At 39.4% G+C, this 18,982-nt stretch carries 17 protein-coding genes; 8 read left to right on the top strand and 9 right to left on the bottom strand.

The genetic code is table 11. From position 1 onward, the window contains the following. Positions 1–7 precede the first annotated feature (7 nt). The 3 genes from HYG88_RS03910 to HYG88_RS03900 are packed head-to-tail and all read left to right on the top strand — an operon-like array spanning position 8 to position 2,748. Positions 8–772: a glycosyltransferase family 25 protein gene (locus tag HYG88_RS03910; protein WP_178882626.1), complete on the top strand. Its 765-nt coding sequence runs from the start codon at positions 8–10 to the stop codon at positions 770–772. A gap of 27 nt (positions 773–799) precedes the next feature. Next, positions 800–1,579 carry a glycosyltransferase gene (locus HYG88_RS03905; RefSeq protein WP_178882625.1) on the top strand — a complete coding sequence of 260 codons (780 nt, stop codon included), beginning with the start codon at positions 800–802 and terminating at the stop codon, positions 1,577–1,579. Positions 1,580–1,599: 20 nt separating this feature from the next. Then, positions 1,600–2,748 carry a glycosyltransferase family 4 protein gene (locus HYG88_RS03900; RefSeq protein ID WP_178882624.1) on the top strand — a complete coding sequence of 383 codons (1,149 nt, stop codon included), beginning with the start codon at positions 1,600–1,602 and terminating at the stop codon, positions 2,746–2,748. Positions 2,749–2,782: 34 nt separating this feature from the next. Here the strand turns inward: HYG88_RS03900 and HYG88_RS03895 are convergent, their stop codons facing one another. The 4 genes from HYG88_RS03895 to HYG88_RS03880 form a co-directional block, all read right to left on the bottom strand. Further along, positions 2,783–3,646: a lysophospholipid acyltransferase family protein gene (locus tag HYG88_RS03895; RefSeq protein WP_178882623.1), complete on the bottom strand. Its 864-nt coding sequence runs from the start codon at positions 3,644–3,646 to the stop codon at positions 2,783–2,785. 5 nt (positions 3,647–3,651) lie between these two features. Further along, positions 3,652–3,873: a hypothetical protein gene (locus HYG88_RS03890; protein WP_004664817.1), complete on the bottom strand. Its 222-nt coding sequence runs from the start codon at positions 3,871–3,873 to the stop codon at positions 3,652–3,654. A gap of 125 nt (positions 3,874–3,998) precedes the next feature. Continuing rightward, entirely contained in the window at positions 3,999–5,780 is a 1,782-nt protein-coding gene (gene aspS / locus HYG88_RS03885) for an aspartate--tRNA ligase (protein WP_005162225.1), read from the bottom strand. A 140-nt stretch (positions 5,781–5,920) separates the two neighbouring features. Beyond that, positions 5,921–6,694: a DUF4184 family protein gene (locus HYG88_RS03880; protein WP_005162218.1), complete on the bottom strand. Its 774-nt coding sequence runs from the start codon at positions 6,692–6,694 to the stop codon at positions 5,921–5,923. Between the two features lie 135 nt (positions 6,695–6,829). Here HYG88_RS03880 and znuD point away from each other — a divergent pair, with 135 nt between their 5' ends. Further along, positions 6,830–8,881 (top strand): zinc piracy TonB-dependent receptor ZnuD, encoded by a 2,052-nt coding sequence (znuD, locus tag HYG88_RS03875; RefSeq protein WP_178882622.1) that lies wholly within the window; start codon positions 6,830–6,832, stop codon positions 8,879–8,881. Between the two features lie 79 nt (positions 8,882–8,960). Next, the gene (locus HYG88_RS03870; RefSeq protein WP_178882621.1) at positions 8,961–10,424 is read left to right on the top strand and encodes a phospholipase D family protein; all 1,464 of its coding nucleotides are present in this window, start codon (positions 8,961–8,963) and stop codon (positions 10,422–10,424) included. A gap of 26 nt (positions 10,425–10,450) precedes the next feature. Here HYG88_RS03870 and HYG88_RS03865 read toward each other — a convergent pair whose 3' ends face one another. After that, on the bottom strand, positions 10,451–10,891 hold the full coding sequence (locus HYG88_RS03865) for a hypothetical protein (protein ID WP_218647833.1): 441 nt from the start codon (positions 10,889–10,891) through the stop codon (positions 10,451–10,453). 180 nt (positions 10,892–11,071) lie between these two features. Between HYG88_RS03865 and HYG88_RS03860 the strand changes: the two genes are divergently transcribed. Together HYG88_RS03860 and HYG88_RS03855 are read left to right on the top strand one after the other, a co-directional pair. Then, a complete protein-coding gene (locus HYG88_RS03860) occupies positions 11,072–11,563 on the top strand; it encodes an RcnB family protein (protein ID WP_178882619.1) in 492 nt (163 codons plus the stop codon). A gap of 150 nt (positions 11,564–11,713) precedes the next feature. Continuing rightward, positions 11,714–12,076, top strand: coding sequence for an RcnB family protein (locus HYG88_RS03855; RefSeq protein ID WP_005162203.1), 363 nt, complete (start codon positions 11,714–11,716; stop codon positions 12,074–12,076). Between the two features lie 41 nt (positions 12,077–12,117). On the opposite strand, the gene HYG88_RS03850 is transcribed toward HYG88_RS03855, so the two are convergent. The 4 genes from HYG88_RS03850 to HYG88_RS03835 all read right to left on the bottom strand — a co-directional run bounded on the left by HYG88_RS03850 (position 12,118) and on the right by HYG88_RS03835 (position 17,138). Next, positions 12,118–12,615 carry a phosphate-starvation-inducible protein PsiE gene (locus tag HYG88_RS03850; protein WP_005162200.1) on the bottom strand — a complete coding sequence of 166 codons (498 nt, stop codon included), beginning with the start codon at positions 12,613–12,615 and terminating at the stop codon, positions 12,118–12,120. 122 nt (positions 12,616–12,737) lie between these two features. Next, on the bottom strand, positions 12,738–14,519 hold the full coding sequence (locus HYG88_RS03845) for an acyl-CoA dehydrogenase C-terminal domain-containing protein (RefSeq protein ID WP_087535677.1): 1,782 nt from the start codon (positions 14,517–14,519) through the stop codon (positions 12,738–12,740). A gap of 161 nt (positions 14,520–14,680) precedes the next feature. Continuing rightward, entirely contained in the window at positions 14,681–16,483 is a 1,803-nt protein-coding gene (locus tag HYG88_RS03840; protein WP_178882618.1) for an acyl-CoA dehydrogenase C-terminal domain-containing protein, read from the bottom strand. Positions 16,484–16,778: 295 nt separating this feature from the next. Further along, positions 16,779–17,138 (bottom strand): heavy-metal resistance, encoded by a 360-nt coding sequence (locus HYG88_RS03835; protein WP_178882617.1) that lies wholly within the window; start codon positions 17,136–17,138, stop codon positions 16,779–16,781. A 131-nt stretch (positions 17,139–17,269) separates the two neighbouring features. On the opposite strand from HYG88_RS03835, the gene baeS reads away from it, so the two are divergent. Further along, complete coding sequence (baeS, locus tag HYG88_RS03830) at positions 17,270–18,940, top strand: sensor histidine kinase efflux regulator BaeS (protein ID WP_218647832.1); 1,671 nt, start codon at positions 17,270–17,272, stop codon at positions 18,938–18,940. Positions 18,941–18,982: the final 42 nt, after the last annotated feature.

Below are 18,982 nucleotides of genomic sequence, written 5' to 3'. Positions count from 1 at the left end.
ATAAGTAGTGAAAATTTTTGTAGTCAGTTTAAAAGCGGCGGTTGATCGTCGAATGCATATAAAAGATCAATTCATGCAGCAGGGGATAGATTTTGTTTTTTTTGATGCTATAGAGCCTCAACAGGTTGAAGATTACGCGGCACAATTAGCAATTTCTGTTACCAATTGTCATTTAAGTCAAGGTGAACTTGGCTGCTTATTTAGTCATGTTCTACTTTGGAAAAAAGTGATTGATGAAAACATCGACTATGTTGCTATCTTTGAGGATGATATTTACTTAGGAGAGCATGCAAAAGTGTTTCTGGATGATGATGAGTGGATAAAAGCTGAATGGGATATTATAAAAATAGAGAAGAATTCAAAATTTAACTATTTATCCTTAACTGATAAGACCTCTTTAGCAAATGGTCGAGTAATTTCAAGATTATTGAATCCTAATTTTGGTACGGCAGGATATATTATTTCGAATAAAGCAGCTAAAAGTCTACTGAGCTATATCCAGAGTTTATCCATTGTTGATCATATTGATCAGATTATATTTAAAAAGTATTTAAAACATGGTGTGTATCCGATTTATCAGGTAAATCCCGCCTTATGTATTCAAGAGTATCTTTTATATCCAAATGATAAGAAATTCCAGTCTAGCTTATCTTGGAGAGACTCTTATAAAAAGAAAGAAAGAAATCCTTTATTCAAGATTAAAAGAGAGCTTGAAAGGATATTGTTACAGTTATATCGACTGCCTTTTAAAGTGAAAATTATCTTTAAGTAGTTTATAGATTAGGTTAATGAGATGCTAATGGAACTTCCAACAATTCATGCTCTATGGATTGGTCAAACATTGGGTAAGATATCAAGTTCTTGCCTTCAATCATTTGTTATGCGAGGACATAAGGTCTTATTGCATACTTATGGTACAGTTTCAGATGTGCCAGAAGGTGTACAATGTGTAGATGCAAATAAAATTATTCCAGCAGAAAAAATTTTTAAACATAATCAAACAGGTAGTTATGCATTATTCTCTGATGTGTTTAGATATGAGTTATTGACAAAGGTTTCGGGTATTTATGTTGATTGTGATGTCTATTGTTTAAAACCAATAGTAATTCCTGATTCTAGTTATCTTTTAGGCTATGAAAGTGACAACAAAATTAATGGTGCGGTATTAGCACTTCCACAAGACAGTTCTTTATTAAAATTATTATTAGATGCAGCTTATAATCCATTTTTTGTACCGCCATGGTACAAGAAGTCCCGTCAAAAAAGATTGAAATTTAAAAAATTGTTAGGTATTGGACAGCACATATCAGATATGCCATGGGGGGTGATTGGCCCCGATGCGATTACTTACTTTGTGAATACGCTTCAGCTAATTGATCAAGTCCAACCTATTGATATTTTTTACCCCGTGCATTATCAGTGTATTGGACAGTTATTGGACCCAAGACTACAGATTGAAGATATTGTTAGCTCTAAGACAGTCTGCGTACATTTGTATAATGAAATGTTGAGGAATGTCGATTTAGAGAAAATTGCCACAGAAAGTATTTTGGCTAAAATGTTTAGAAATGAAATTTAAGCGTAGAGAAAAAATTTAAGATGAATGTAACGAATAAAAAAATCAAAATAGGCTTAATTATTGATGAATTTTTTGGTGCGGTTGGGACAGCTTATGGTGGATATGGTTTTTTAGCAAGGAGGCATATTGCAAAGTATTTGCCGAATCAAGATTTCCAAGTCGATGTTTTATTGGGGCGTGGAAAGCATCGTTTTTTTTCTGAATCTTATAAGGTGGATGATGTTGATGTATATCGTTTACCGAGAGGAAAATGGTTCGCAAAACAATGGTTAAAAAAACAGGATTACGATATTTATTTGAGTATTGAATTAACTTATGGTTATGTTTTAGAACATGAACCGAATCCAAACAAGAAATTAATTTTATGGGTTCAAGACCCAAGACCTTACTATGAATGGGATGAAATTAATACCGTAAAGCTATTCCCTGAAACTTCATATTATAATCAAAAAATATATGACCTAGTTCATGATTGGTATAAACAAGATCGGGTTAAGTTCATATCACAAGGATATTTTTTAAATCAAAAAGCCAAAGATTTATATAAATTGAATGATGATGTTGATATCCAGTATCTACCAAACCCAATAGATATCGATGAAAATTTTCATTTTGATACATACCAGAAAAAAAATATGATTGTTTTTTTAGGTCGAATTGAATCGGTGAAGCGAGGTTGGTTATTTTGTGAAATTGCAAAAAAAATGCCTGAATATGATTTTTTTGTATTAGGTCAGACCTTTAGAGAAGATGAGAAAAATTCTGCAATCATGAAGGATTATTATGCAATTGAGAATCTGCATTTTGCTGGTCATGTTGATGGGCTCGAAAAAGAACAATATTTGAAAGATGCTAAGATATTGGTTAATACTTCTATTCATGAAGCACTTCCAATTTCATTTTTAGAGGCCCTGTCTTTCGGTACATTACTAGTAAGTAATCGCAATCCAGAAGAATTAACCGAGAGGTTCGGTATTTATGTTGGTGATGTTTTGGGGGATGGTTTTGATAAAGTTGATCTTTTTGTAGATGCTATTAGAAACCTAATGCTAGATGATGAAAAGTGTCGGGTATTAGGTGAGCAGGCTATTCAATATATCAAAGATAGACATAGTGTTGAAAGTTTTCAAGAAAACATGAGGACTACGGTGTTACGTGCGTTGAAATGAAGTTGGTATGGGGTGAATCATTTACTACTTTAGATCATATGTAGTGATCTTGTTGATCGCCTCTAAACCGCTTATATCCCCACATATATTCAGAAGGAAAGCGGTTGATCATCTGTTCAACTCCTTGATTGAGTGCAGTGGTCGCAACTTCGATATCTCGATCATAGAGTGCTGGATCATTCAAATCATCGCAATACACTTCAAATCCTTCACCATCTTCACGACGGAAACAGCTTAATCCCACTAGACGACATTGCGTTTTTTGCGCCATTTTGCTTGCAAGTGTACTGGTTAAACAGGGAATTCCAAAAAAAGGAACGACAACCCCGCCTGAAGGTTGAGGAACATGATCTGGTAGAATGACGCTAAACCCGCCTTGTTTCAAATTCTTAAATAACGCTTTTACACCATTAGCATCAGTTGGAACAAGTGTCGCATTTAACCGTTGGCGAGCATGCAAAGCAAAAGCATTAAATCCTGAATCTTTCATGGGTTTATACATAATGGTAGGAATACCATATTGATGTACCCATGCATTCATCATTTCCCATGTACCCAAATGCGGAGTAATAATCAAAGCACCACGTGGATCACTTAAAGCATTTGTTAATACTTCTAAATTATGTACAGTACGAATTTGCCGAATGCTCCATTCAGGAGGCATTGCCCAGCATTTCCCTGATTCAACATAACTCAAACATTGCTTGGTCACACTTTCTCGAGCAAGCTGTTCTTTTTGCTCTGAAGAAAGTGTTGGGTAGGCTAAACCAATATTAATTCTGGTTTTCCAAAGCATACTCTTATCAGGATTTTGATTGATAAAGTAGGCAGCCACTTTTGCAATACTACGCAAAAATGTTAGAGGGAGAATACGAAGTAAGGTACTGTAAAACGACATCGCAATTAATCTTGCTTATCTGTATTGCCTTTGAGCACCATATAAATTAGTGCTACAAAAATCAATAACGCACCTACAAGACTACTAACGCAGAAATATAAAATACGTTGATTGGTGGTCATATTGAAAAGTTCATTTGCCAAGATGTAACGCATAAAAAACCATTGAGCAAGTGAAAACACAATAATCACAATTGTGTGTCGACGTACATCAGGACGCATTGCCATAAGACTGACCTCTCAATAAAAAAGCAGCTTATTATGCCATTACGCTGCATGATCGCAAAGTAAAACCATGTAATATAAAAAACCCTGCATTAAGCAGGGTCTTATTCAGCAATCAATTGAAAAAATTACTTTTCTTCAGCTTTTGCTTTTTCGCGTAAACGAATACCAAGGTCACGTAATTGATTCGCTTCAACAGGCGCTGGTGCTTGAGTTAATGGACATTCAGCAGTCTTAGTTTTCGGGAATGCAATCACATCACGAATAGAAGAAGCACCTGTCATGAGCATGATCAAGCGGTCAAGACCAAATGCCAAACCACCGTGTGGAGGCGCACCATAACGTAATGCATTCAATAAGAAGCTGAATTTTTCTTCTGCTTCTTCTTCACCAATACCTAAAGCTTCAAAAATCGCTTTTTGCATCTCTAAGGTATAAATACGCAGTGATCCACCACCGATCTCAGTACCATTGAGTACCATATCGTATGCAACAGACAACGCTGCACCTGGATTGCTCTTCACTTCTTCAACACTTGATTTTGGTAGTGTGAATGGGTGATGCACAGAAGTCCATTTGCCATCATCTGTTTCTTCGAACATTGGGAAATCAACAACCCAAAGTGGTGCCCACTCGCAAGTTGAAAGATTCAAGTCATGACCGATTTTCACACGAAGTGCGCCCATCGCATCATTTACAACTTTTGCTTTATCCGCACCGAAGAATACGATGTCGCCATTTTCAGCACCAACACGTTTTAATAAATCGAGTACGATTGGTTCGATGAATTTAACGATTGGAGATTGAAGACCTTCGATGCCTTTCTCAAGTTCATTGACTTTGATGTAAGCCAAGCCTTTAGCACCGTAGATGCCTACGAATTTGGTGTATTCGTCAATCGCACTACGTGGTAATGAACCAGCACCTGGTACACGTAAAGCGACAATACGACCTTTAGGATCTTTTGCAGGACCTGCGAAAACTTTGAACTCAACGTCTTGCATTAAGTCTGCAACGTCAACCAATTTCAATGGAATACGCATATCTGGTTTATCAGAAGCATAATCACGCATTGCGTCGGCATAAGTCATACGTTCGAATTTATCGAATTTTACATTCAATAATTCGTTGAACATTTTAACTGTTAAGCCTTCCATTAAATCCATGATGTCATCGTCACTCATGAACGATGTTTCAACGTCGATTTGGGTAAATTCAGGCTGACGATCTGCACGTAGATCTTCGTCACGGAAACATTTCGCGATTTGGTAATAACGATCGATACCACCGACCATCAACAACTGTTTGAACAATTGTGGTGATTGTGGAAGCGCGTAAAAGCTACCATTTGAAACACGACTTGGGACTAAATAGTCACGTGCGCCCTCAGGAGTTGCACGAGTCAAGATCGGTGTTTCAACATCGAGGAAACCGTGATCTTCAAAGTAGTTACGAATCAAGTTTGTAACTTTAGAACGGAAGCGTAAGCGATCTAACATTTCTGGACGACGAATGTCCAAGAAACGGTATTTCAAACGAATTTCTTCAGAAATATTGGTGTTTTCGTCATTCAATGGGAATGGAGGTGTTTCAGAAGCAGCTAAAACTTCGATTTCTTTTGCCAAAACTTCGATTTGACCACTCACCATGTTGGCATTTTCAGTACCTTCATAGCGACGACGTACACGACCTGTAATTTTTAACACAAATTCAGAGCGTGCTTTATCCGCAGTTGAGAAAGCTTCTGGTGTATCAGGATCAATGACGACTTGAACTAAACCATCACGGTCACGCATATCAAGGAAAATTACACCACCATGGTCACGGCGACGATGAACCCATCCGCATAAAGTCACTGTTTGATCGATTTGGGCTTCAGTTAAAGAGCCACAGTAATGAGTGCGCATCATATTGAATTATTTATCCAAACTATATTGGCTAGAAGGTGAATGCGTAAACAGCGCATCACCAATGAAGGGGAGATTATGCCTTGTTGAACATATTGTCTCAAGTCTTAATCATTTCAACAGAATTTTAAAGCGACGCTTTTTTAAAAAAATGATCTTGTTTGACCTTTTCGATCAAATAATAGTAGCAACAGACATGCCGCTGTAAAAACACAAAGTGCTGTTTGAGTAAATTCGTTAATTGATTTACCAATAAAAAAATACCGTTCGGTGTACCAGAGTTCTGATGAAATATGACGACTATAGTCCCAAATCGACAAAAATCCAGCAACTGTTGAAATGATTAAGCTTGTCGTGATAAATCCTTTAATCTTAATCGGTACAGGTTGAGCTAGTTTATGTTTGATGTAATAGCGTTTGCACATCCATAAGATAAAAGGTAAGGCGAGAATAGATGAAGCAATCTGCAAAATAAAATGTAATGGATAATGCAAACCAAAGAGAGAAATATCTTGTGCGAGTAAATCTTTAAAAGCGAAGGTTCGAAAGTCCAGATGGGTTAATCCATCCCAGATTAAATGTGTCGCTGTACCCAAAATAATCGCAAAGCAATTCATAAGAATAAAGCCCACAGCATCATCAAAATTGCTGATCTTTATGGGGTCTTTTATACCCAGAAAGCGATAACTGACAGGTCGATAAATGAGATACCACAAGAGACAAAAGAATAATCCAATCGGAAGATTGGGGAGTAATATGCCAGACCACTGATGTGTTAATGCAATTGTTTCTTGAGTAAATAAACGATGCAGGTCTGGGGTCATACAGCCGATTGCAAGCGCTGCGACAGGCAAATGACCTTTACTCAATTTTGATAGAGGTGGTGCAAGAACAGCGTGAGAAAGAGTAAATGGCATATTCTTGGAGCGTTATAAACATTGAATAATGGATCCGCAGTGTAGCAAATGTTTTTTGTGGTTATGTTTTTTATTGCAAAATAAATGAAATGTTATAATATAACAAAATATATTTAAGCTGATCTGAGACACGGCATGTCATTTTCTAAAAATATTTTGACTTTATCTATTTTAGCAATAGCCAGTACTACCACCTTTGCAGAAGAGGAAGCAAAGGTTCAACAACTTGCTACGATTGAAATTAAAGCGCACCCTTTAGAGCGAAATGCAGCCGATTTTGCTGTCGCAGATCATGTGGTTGAGCAAAAAGAGTTAACTGAAAAAAGTGTAACATTAGGTGATGCCTTAGCTGGTGAGATGGGGATACATACCAATCAGTTTGGCGCAGGTTCAAGTCGTCCAGTGATTCGAGGACAAGATGGTGCTCGAGTCAAAGTGTTGCAAAATGCCTCTGAAAATATTGATGTTTCAACCTTATCGCCTGACCATGCGGTCACGGTTGATCCATTATTAGCAAAGAAAATAGAAGTTATTCAAGGACCATCTACTTTACTGTACGGTGCTGGTACTGTAGGTGGTTTGGTCAATGTCACAGACAGCAAAATTCCGACACAGATGCCAGAAAATGGTTATGAGGGGAATGTTGGACTCCGTTATAACACGGGTAGTGATGAAAAATTAGCAAGCGCGGGTGTTACCGTTGGTTTAGGTGATCAAGTTGCATTACGTGTTGAGGGCTTAAAGCGTGAAGCCAATGATTATATTGCACCTGATTATTTCCATGAAGGCGAAAAAGAACGTCGAGTCGATAATACTTTTGCCAAAGGCCAGACCGTAAATGTCGGTTTGTCATGGATTTATGATCGTGGCTTTACGGGTATTTCATATAGCAATCGTCAGGATCAATACGGCTTGCCAGGACATAGCCATGAATATGAAAGCTGCCATTTACATGGTCTGAGTTTACATTGTGGTGATCACGATCCAACTGATGGGCATGATCATGACCATGAAGAACATGCACACGATGCAGGCCCGTGGGTTGACCTGAAATCTGAACGTTATGACTTGCGTACCGAACTGGATGATCCATTTGCAGGCTTTAAAAAATTACGCGCACAAGCGAGTTATACAGATTATCAACATGATGAGATCGAAGAGGAGACCATCGCGACTCGTTTTAAAAATAAAGGTTATGATGGTCGCTTAGAGTTAGTACATAACCCGCTGGGTGCATGGGAAGGGGTCATTGGTACACAATATGGACAACAAAAATTAAAACTTACAGGTGAAGAAGCCTTTTTAGCGCCAAATACCACTAAAAAATGGAGTATGTTCGCATTAGAACATGCACAACTTAATGATGTTCATGTTGAATTAGCTGCTCGCGCAGAACAGCAAAAAATTAATATTGATGATGCAACGAAAAAAGATTTCGACGGTTCGGCTTTTTCTGTTTCTGGTGCCGCCAATTGGGAGTTTGCACCAAACTACAAACTCTCGTTTGTTACTTCGCATCAGGAGCGTTTGCCTTTAGCACAAGAGTTATATGCTAATGGTGGGCATTTCGCCACCAATACCTATGAACTAGGCAATGATCAGCTTAAAAAAGAGCAGTCAAATAATGTCGAACTTGGTTTTCATTACGATGATAACAAGTTCGATTACCATGTACATGTCTACCATAACTGGTTTGACGACTACATCTATGCCCAAACTTTAGGTCATTATAAAGATTTCCGTTTGGTTCAGTATGCGCAAGATAAAGCCAAGTTCTACGGTGCTGAAGTGGAAGTGGGTTATCAACTCTCTTCAATTTATAAACTCAGTGCATTTGGTGATTATGTTCGTGGCAAGATCGATAATGAAAATGCACCACGTGTACCCGCAGGTCGTTTAGGTACAAGAGTGAATGCAGACTTTGGTGATGGTTTTAGCGGTTCAGCTGAGTATTATCATGTATTCCAACAAGATAAGATCGCAGCTTATGAAACCGATACCCAAAGTTATAATATGCTCAATCTGGGTGTGGCGTATTCAGGTAATTATGGCAATGTCGGTGATTATCGTATATTCCTCAATGCTAATAATTTGTTGGATGATCAGGTTTATCAACATGCATCATTCTTATCAACCATTCCACAAGTTGGACGTAATTTTAGCGTTGGTGTGAACTTTAGTTTCTAATTTATCACTCAAATCTTATTGAAAAATCAAAGTATAAGCTCTAGCCTTAGTCCATTAGGCTAGGGCTTTTTCTGTTTATATGCGCATCTTCCAAAGAATTCATCAAAAATTAAACTGGTCAGGTCGACGTTACATGGCAGTCATATTGAGTATTTTTGCGATTGGGTATATTGCTTCGGCAATTTATCACACTGTAAAACCACTCCCAAAAGGACTGGATTTTACGGGACAACTGCGTAATGCCAATGTGAAATTTTTAGCGGATCAAACTTATATTGATATACAAGGTCAGCAACAAGTTGATCAGCATATTTTCAAAGAAGTATTCCAACTGATTGATCAAGCACAAACCACGATCGTGCTAGATATGTTTCTATTTAATCAGGAAGTTGGTGAATCAAAGGTAAAGCAATTTCCATTGATGCAACAACTCACTGATGCGTTAATTCTGAAACGTAAACTTTACCCCGCAATTCAAATCGTTGTGATTACAGATCCAATTAACTCGGTTTATGGTGGAATAACGCCTCAACACTATCGTCAGCTTCGTCAAGCAGGCGTAGATGTGATAGAAACAGATTTAAAACCTTTGCGTGCTTCAAATCCATTGTGGTCGGGTTTTTGGTATATCTGTTGTCAAAATTTTGGCAATAATCCTGAAGGTGGTTGGTTAAGTAATCCCTTTGGGAAGGATAAAGTGACCTTACGTAGTTATTTAGAATTGTTAAATTTTAAAGCCAATCACCGTAAAACCTTAGTGGTCGATACGGCTGAAGGTTGGAAGAGTTTAGTGACCTCAGCGAATCCTCATGATGGAAGTTCACATCATAGTAATGTGGCACTGGTCGTGGATGGCCCAACCGCGATTGATGTATTACAAACTGAGCAAACCGTCGCGAATATGTCACAAGGTTCAAGCCCTTTTGTGATTATGGGTGGGCTGGTGGAAGATAAGCGCTTGCCACAGGTGCAGCTACTGACTGAAAAAGCGATTTATGATGCGGTGTTGAAGATGATTCAATCTGCAAAAAGTGAAGAGCATTTGGACATAGCTATGTTCTATCTGTCTGAGCGAAATATTATTGAGGCATTAAAACAGGCTAAACAGCGTGGTGTAAAGATCCGTATCATGCTTGATCCAAATAAAGATGCATTTGGTCGTCAAAAGAATGGTATTCCAAATCGCCAAGTGGCCTCAGAACTCAATGCGGTAGGCATTCCAATTCGTTGGTGTGATACCCATGGTGAACAATGCCATAGTAAAATGCTACTCAAATATAACGCTCAGCAAGCTGAGTTGATGCTAGGTTCAGCGAACTTCACCGCACGTAACCTGAAGAATTATAACCTTGAGACAGACATGCGCGTTTTAGGTTCGGCACAAGCACAGGTCTTTAAAGATGCAGCACAGTATTTTGATGCTGCTTGGAGTAATGCGAATGGTCGTCAGATCACGGTTGATTATGCAAAATATGCTGATGAGTCAAAAGTGAAATACTGGTTCTATCGTTTTATGGAGTGGTCGGGCTTATCGACTTTCTAAAAGAAAGAGGCTTTAAGCCTCTTTTTTTATTGCGGATTGGGTGGAATCAATTGATCTAAGTCCTTATCAGTCAATTGATCTAATTCACTTAAATCCGTTTTGATTTTCCACTGGCTTTCATCTTCCACAGGCGTTGGAAGTCGTGCTTCCAGCCAGTCACACACTACATCAGGACTAAACTCAGCATGATTACATTGAATCACCCAAGCCAGAAAATCTTTGGCTTCACCATTCATGTAGGGTGGCGGTGAAACAGGAAAGAACTGGGTTGGCAGGCGTTCATTGGTGGATAAATAATTCAGTACATGCCCAAGTTCCTGAACGGTTTGCCATGCCAAAGGATGCTCAACATCAATATTGAACTTAAACCACCATGCATGTTGACCATCTGTGCCATGTGCAACGATGCGAGCTTCCTGCACACTTGGAACTTTACAAAAGAATTGATAAAGGCGATCAAAATTCATTTCAGCCACAAATGTCGTCTCAAAATCAAAAATATAATTTTAGCATATCTCTATTTAACTATCCGTAGATGTGATTGATCGATGAATTGATTGATTAGATCTGAAAAAATATTATTACAACAGTCATGCTTAATTTTTATTCTAAAATAGAAAGATACTCTGATTTCACAGGAGATAATCATGAAGCAATCTAAAATTTATATTTATGGCTTGGCGACTATATTGGGTTATCTCCCTATCATGAGTTATGCAGATAATGCTTGGAGTGGCTATAGTGGTGTGGAGCGCCGTTCCTCGCATCAGGCTTCGCCATCTTATCAGCAGCCTGCACAAGACCCATTTGCCTTTTCAAATCAGCGCTATACCCCCACTGCGCCACCAAAAGGCTATTATTATCAGCCCTATCAAAATAATAACCACTCTTACCCCAACCATCGACCAAGCGTTCGGATTGAATACTATCCAGAAACACAATATGAGGGTAGTTATCGCCGTGAGTCTTTCGTGGTGGGGAATGAGCTGCCTGATGCGTTCCGTAGTGAGCGTTATGTGGTTCGAGATTGGGATTCATATTCATTGCGTGAACCACCAAGAGGTAGGCACTGGGTGATGGTCGATGGTCGTTATCTTTTGGTGACTGATGATAATTTCACCATTGAAATTATTCGCTGATTTTAAATGTTTTTTTGAATTTTATTCAAAATTTAAATCTCCATAATTTCTTGGTTTTCATTACAAAGTTTTGCAATGTCGCTGGATTTGTTCATGGTTTCTCCTTGAGTTTCTCTTAATCTGGATTCAGGTCAAACAGAGGATCAAACAATGAAAAAGACAGCAATATTACTTGTATCAACCTTAATGCTTGGTGTTTCTGCATCTGCGATGGCAGATTCCAATCGTTGGAACAATCATCACGATCATAAAGATCGTTACGATCATCGCTATGACCGCCATGATCATCGTGAAGCCCGCTGGTCAAATGGTGATCGTGGTAACCACTATGGTCAACGCATAAATCTTAAACGTGGTGAACGTTTACCTTCAGAGTTCCGTAGCAACCGATATATGATTTCCAACTATCGTATGCACCGTTTATATGAACCACCACGTGGTTATCACTGGATGCAGGTACAGGGCAAATATGTATTGGTTGATTCGAAATATCGTGTGTTCCGAGTTGCATAAAATACCTAAGAAAAAGCAGGCGAAATGCCTGCTTTTTTTATTTATGCAAGTTCGTCATCTTGTGGTCGTGGTGTCTTATTTGCAGGAAGTTGTTGTTCATGATCTTTACCACGAATCACCGATGGATAGTTCCACGAAGCAAAACGCACCACTAAAATGGCTAGGGCGAGGATTAAAATAGAACCCGTAATAATCACCTGATCCATTGAGGCTTTATGATTATGTTGAATATCTGCAATCAAGAGGCGAGTAAGTGCAGTGATTGCCACATAAATCAAAAAACGCACGGGCATGTGATTGGTCTTGAAATAAATCCCAACCATCGCGCCCAGTTCAAGATAGATAAATAACAGCAGAATATCGTCAATGCTTGCGTATTGCTTAACGGTCAAAATTTCAATCACCGTGTGCACGGCTGACCATGCGATCATACAGCCGATAATAAACAGCGCCAGATAATGAAATGCTTCAACTGCATAGTGACCTAAACGGTCGAATAGACGTTGCAGGTCTTCAAGTTTCTCTTTTGAACTAGACATGGAAATTTAATGTACTCAACATGATCATGAAAATGGGTGCAATTTTTATGCTGATTTTATTATAGCCATAAAAAAACTGCCTAAACCAAATGTTTTAGGCAGTTTTTAAAACCGAACTAGAATTAAGCTTGGTTTGTGAAGTAATCTTCGCTGAAGTTCATGATTAAGTCAGAACCTGCTTTGATCTTCGCAAGGCGAGAATCAAGTTCTGGCAAAATACGGTCAACAAAGTACTGTGCCAAAGCAAGTTTGTTTTGGTAGAAATCACCAGACTTATCTTTTGCAGCAGCAGCAATCTTAGCAAACATATAAGCAAAGCTAAGTAGACCAACTGCGCTTAAGTAATCTACTGCAGCAGCATTCGGGAAGTCTACATTTTCAGCAGCTTGCTCAATGATGAATTGAGTGATTGCTTCAATTTCAGTTGCAGCATCTAAAGTTGCATCTTTAATGAAGTTTAAGTCTGTGTCTAATGAATTGGCAAAATCACGGATCTCAGCAATATATTCAGCAATGAACGCACCGCCACACTTAATGGTTTTACGACCAATTAAGTCTTGAGATTGAACGCCGTTGGTGCCTTCGTAAATTTGAGAAATACGAAGATCACGGATGCACTGTTCCATACCCCATTCACGAATATAACCGTGGCCACCAAATACCATTTGCGCATCTAAAGTTGCTTGGAATGCAGTATCTGTGAGGTAAGCTTTTGCAATTGGTGTTAACAGCGCAACACGGTCATTGGCTTTCTTCACTGCTTCTGCATCAGTAGAGAATTTAGTGATATCAAGCTGTTGACCTACATATACTGCAAATGCACGAGATGCTTCATTATTTGCACGTACATTCAATAACATACGACGAACATCACCGTGAACTAAGATGCTATCCGCAGGTTTACTTGGAGATTTAACACCAGAAGCACTACGACCTTGTAAACGATCAGTCGCATATTGAGCTGCATTTTGGTAAGCAAATTCAGAAGCACCAAGACCTTGGATACCCATTGATAAACGTTCATAGTTCATCATCACGAACATTGCTGCAAGACCTTCGTTTTCTTTACCAACGAGATAACCTTTTGCAGCATCAAAATTCATCACGCAAGTTGCAGATGCCTTGATCCCCATTTTATGTTCGATTGAACCAGGGCCAACAGGGTTACGCTCACCTAAAGAACCATCTGCATTTACAATGTATTTCGGTACGATGAATAAAGAAATACCACGTGAACCCGCAGGTGCATCAGGTGTTTTTGCAAGAACTAAGTGAATGATGTTTTCAGCGAGATCGTGATCACCACCTGTGATGAAGATCTTAGTACCTGTAATGTTATACGTACCGTCTTCGTTGCGTTCAGCTTTGGTTTTAATAATTCCTAAATCTGTACCTGCATGCGGTTCAGTTAAGCACATCGTACCTGACCATTCGCCAGAGTAGATTTTAGGTAAATAAGTTTCTTTTTGCTCTTGAGATGCATAGCTGTTTAATGCCATACCTGCACCCACAGAAAGAAGCGGGTAGAGCAAGAATGATGGATTGGTTGCGAATAACATCTCATCAGCAAGAACAGTCAGCATTTTTGGCATTGCCTGACCGCCCCATTCCTCATCAGCGCCTAAGCCGATCCAGCCACCTTCAGCGTATTGACGGAATGCTTCTTTAAAGCCTGCTGGTGTGAATACTTCACCGTTAACCCAACGCGCGCCTTCTTCATCACCAGTACGGTTAAGTGGGTGAGTTACGTTTTGAGCAAATTTAGCCATTTCTTCTAAAATTGCTTCAGCAGTTGCAGCATCTACATGAGCAAGATTCTCATTAGACTGCCAAAATTGTTCTGCTTTAAATACATCATTTAAGATGAATTTCATGTCTGCTAAAGGTGCATTGTAAATTGGCATAATCGTTCCTTTTTACGCACAGGTTATGTGCAAAGTGATTAAATAAAACGAACAAACAAATTGAATAGTTTAAATTTAGCATTGATTAAACAAAAAAAGGACGGTCAAAACTGACCAGTCCTTTTTTTGTGATGAACGTTGCATCTCACTCTAATCTATGATTAGAACGCGAAGTGTTCCGCATCAAGTTCAAACAATGGCGCAACACCAGTTGAAAGTACATCTACATGTGAGCGAACACGTGGCAGGATCTTCTTGAAGTAGAAGCGAGCAGTCGTTACTTTTGCATTGTAGAAGTCAACATCAGTTGAGCCTTCAGCCAGTTTCTCCTGAGCAACAAGTGCCATACGTGCCCATAGGTAAGCAAGTGTGACATAACCAGAGAAGTACATGTAGTCAACCGCAGCTGCGCCAACTTCATCAGGGTTTTGCATTGCACGCATACCGATTTGCATCGTGATATCGCCCCATTCTTTGTTTGCAGCAGCCAATGGTGCAAGGAATTCTTGCATTGCTGCGTTGTCTTTGTTCGCTTCAACAAATTTATGGATGATCTTAGTGAAGTCTTTTAACATTGCACCTTGAGTTTGCAATACTTTACGACCTAACAAGTCAAGTGCTTGGATTTCAGTAGTACCTTCGTATAAGCAAGCAATACGTGTATCACGTACGATTTGCTCCATACCGTGCTCAGAAATAAATCCGTGACCACCAAATACTTGCACACCGTGGTTTGCAGATTCATAACCAGTTTCAGTTAAGAATGCTTTAGCAATTGGCGTCAATAAAGACAAGATGTTGTCAGAGAATTTACGATCTTCTTCAGTTGCACCTTGTTCAACGATATCTGCGTGTAGAGACAACAGATACACTAGTGCGCGACCACCTTCTGCAAATGCTTTCTGGGTCAACAGCATGTTACGTACCGCAGGATGCACAATGATTGGATCTGCTTCTTTTTCAGGCGCTTTAGGACCAGAAAGTGAACGCATTGCTAAACGATCTTTCGCATATGCTAAAGCACCTTGGAAAGAACCTTCAGATGCAGCAAGACCTTGAACGGCTGTACCAATACGTGCAGTGTTCATGAATGTGAACATGCAGTTTAGGCCGCGGTTTTCTGGTCCGATCAAGTAACCTTTTGCTTTATCAAAGTTGATCACACAAGTTGCGTTACCATGGATACCCATTTTGTGTTCGATCGAACCACAACGTACAGCATTGCGCTCGCCAACTGAACCGTCAGCATTTACAAGGAACTTAGGTACGATGAAGAGCGAAATACCTTTAGTGCCTTTAGGTGCACCTGGTAAACGTGCAAGAACGATGTGAACAATATTGTCAGCCATGTCATGTTCACCAGCAGAGATAAAGATTTTCTCGCCAGAAATTGCATAGCTGCCGTCTGCTTGTGGTTCAGCTTTGGTACGGATAATACCCAAGTCGGAACCTGCATGAGATTCGGTTAAACACATGGTACCCGTCCACTCACCTGAAACAAGCTTTGGTAGATAGGTTGCTTTTTGTTCATCTGAACCGTGATGTTCTAAAGTACGTACAGCACCATGAGAAAGACCTGGGTACATGCCCCATGCCCAGTTTGCTGTACCTACCATTTCTGAAATCACGTTTCCTAAAGAAACAGGTAGACCTTGACCGCCATATTGCTCTTCAGCAGAAAGAGATGGGAAGCCAAGTTCGATGTATTTTTGATACGCTTCTTTAAAACCAGTAGGAGTCGTTACAACACCGTCATTCCAGGTACAACCTTCACGGTCGCCTGATTGGTTGATAGGAGAAAGTTCATTCTCACAGAAATCAGCTGCTGCTTCTAAATATTGATCAACCAATTCGCGGCTTACGGTGCCTTGAAATGCAGGAAGTTTCGCGTAATGTGCTTCAGCATTTAATAATTCGTGCAATACGAACTGCATATCACGTAAGGGTGCTTTGTATTGTGGCATAGCATTTTCCTCAATACTGGTTAAACCAGAGTTATAATCTTAGTCAATGATAAATGTGCCCAATGGCAGCATTTTGTACTGCTAATCGTGCAGCAAGTCATCGTTCGGTACAAGCTTTTACAGGTCATTTCTGAGTGACTGCTAAGTCAAAGTTTGTGGTTCAACCTGTTTAAGCATATAGATTGTAGGTGATTTTTTAGGTTTTAACTCGAACTGCATGTCGAAAATCGTAAGCAGCTGTGTAGACAAAAAAAGGGCGCTTAATGCGCCCTTGAGGAAGAGGAGGGAGAGGTAATTAAGCCTGACGTTTAAAGTTGGCCTGATCTGGGGTAAAGCGCACTTCGCATGTCCCCTCAATGGTACGGTTGTTCCATTGGATGTTGACACGGTCACCAATACGTTTGCCCTGACAGGCGGTGGCAATTTTTGCTCGCCGTGCTTCATGTTCTTCACGCATTTGTTCTCGTTGTTCTTCACGTTGTTCGCGTTTAGCTTGCCATTCTGCACGTTGTTCAGGGGTTAGCGGTTGACGTTGCATTTCGTGGCGGTGGCGGTCATGATTCATTCCTTGTTCTGAAGGTGTTACTTGGCAGGCAGCCAAACCTAAAACAGAACCGAGAAGAGTTGTCATTAATACAATTTTTGTCTTGTTCATTATTTTATCCTGCTTAGTTAGTTAAGATTCGATTGTTAAAGATTAGATAATAAAGATGAAGAAAGAATGGAGAGTTTTTTTGAACCATGTTGGTTACAATCCATAAATAGAACACTATTGAGATTTCGCTTTTGAATGTTCGTCGCATGCCTTTAGCCATACGTTTATTTTTAACGCTATTACTGACTACCTTAGTGATTGCAACAATCAGTTTAGGGGTATTGCATTGGACCATGCAAAAGAACTTCGCACGTTATGTTGCTGATGTGGAAATGCAAAAATTAGATCGTTTGATTGCGAATCTAGGTAATGTTTATACGGTTTATCATGACTGGGGAAATGCCATTCAGGCGCAGATTTTACAAATTGAAGGGAACGCAGCACCTGATGATTATGATCGTTTGTCTCAGTGGTGGTTGCGCCGTCAGTATGATATTGCCTTACAACAACGTTATTTTAATGACCATACCTTATTAACGCTTTCCCCCACTTTAGCTCAAAACAACACCGAAATAAAAAATCGTCAGATTTTTAATGATGAAGAATTAAAGATTCTTAAACAAAATTTACCCTCAGAATATCAACCCTTTGAAGGCTTACGTTTTCCTTTGAGCCCGAGCCAATTTCGGTTAAAGAAAGATGCGAAAGATGACAAGCAAGAGACTAAATCTAGTTCATCATCTGAACATGTTAAAAAGCGTTTTGTGTCAATTCCAGATCGTTTAGGTTTAAGTTCAAGACTGTCTTTATATGATGAAAAACACCAATTTATTGTGGGCGAACCTGCAACTGATCAAATAGCCTACCGTCCAATTATGGTCGATCAAAAAGTTGTTGGTTATCTCGGCTTAAAACCCGTATTGGATCAGGATGATGCATCAAGTATCAATTTCTTTAGTAATCAAAAGCGTTATTTACTTTTAGTTTATGCCTTAACCGTGCTTTCTAGTCTGGTGGCGGCATTATTGATGGCAACTTATTTTAAAAAGCCAATTCAACGTTTGCTCAATGCGACGTTGGAATTAACGCGTGGAAATTACCAACATCAGGTTGTGATTAAGCGAAATGATGAATTGGGAGATTTATCGAATCAACTGAATCATTTGGCTGATATTTTGCATCAGCATGAAGAGTCTCGCCGTCAATGGGTCGCAGATACTTCTCACGAATTAAAAACGCCTTTGGCTGTGTTACAAGCACAGATTGAAGCGATGCAGGATGGAATTCGTAAAGCAACACCCGAGCATCTTGATGCAATGATGCGTCAAGTGAGTAGTTTAAAGAAGCTAACACAAGATTTGGCGGATTTAGCACAGGCAGATGCGCAGCAGTTAAAATGCTATTTTGCTGAAGTCAATCCATGGGATGTCGTACTGCAAGAAGTTGAGAATTTTAAACCTACATTTGAACAAAAGCAGTTTGATGTTTCACTCTCAGGCGAAGGAATAAGCCTATCTTTAGATCGAGATCGTTTTAAACAGATCATTGTTAACTTGCTTGGAAATTGTGTACGTTACACAGAACAAGGTGGAAAAATACAGATTCATACTCAACAAAATGAGCATGAATGGATATTGTATGTGGATGATAGCCCATTTGGGGTAAGTGATGAGCAGTTGGCGCGTTTAGGCGAGCGTTTCTATCGTGTGGATGATTCACGCACACGTAGCACTGGCGGAACGGGTTTAGGTTTGGCTTTGTCTTGTAAACTTGCGCAGGCTTTAGGTGGTTCACTTACTTTTAATCATTCACCTTTAGGTGGATTGCGTTGTGTGCTGACTTTCCCAAAATTAATTAAATAACTTTTTTGATCCTCTTTGCTTGAGGACGATGGATAGGATGAA

Source organism: Acinetobacter sp. SwsAc4 (assembly GCF_013391535.1).
Taxonomy (GTDB): Bacteria; Pseudomonadota; Gammaproteobacteria; order Pseudomonadales; family Moraxellaceae; genus Acinetobacter.
This window is presented reverse-complemented; position numbering and strand designations above follow the sequence as displayed.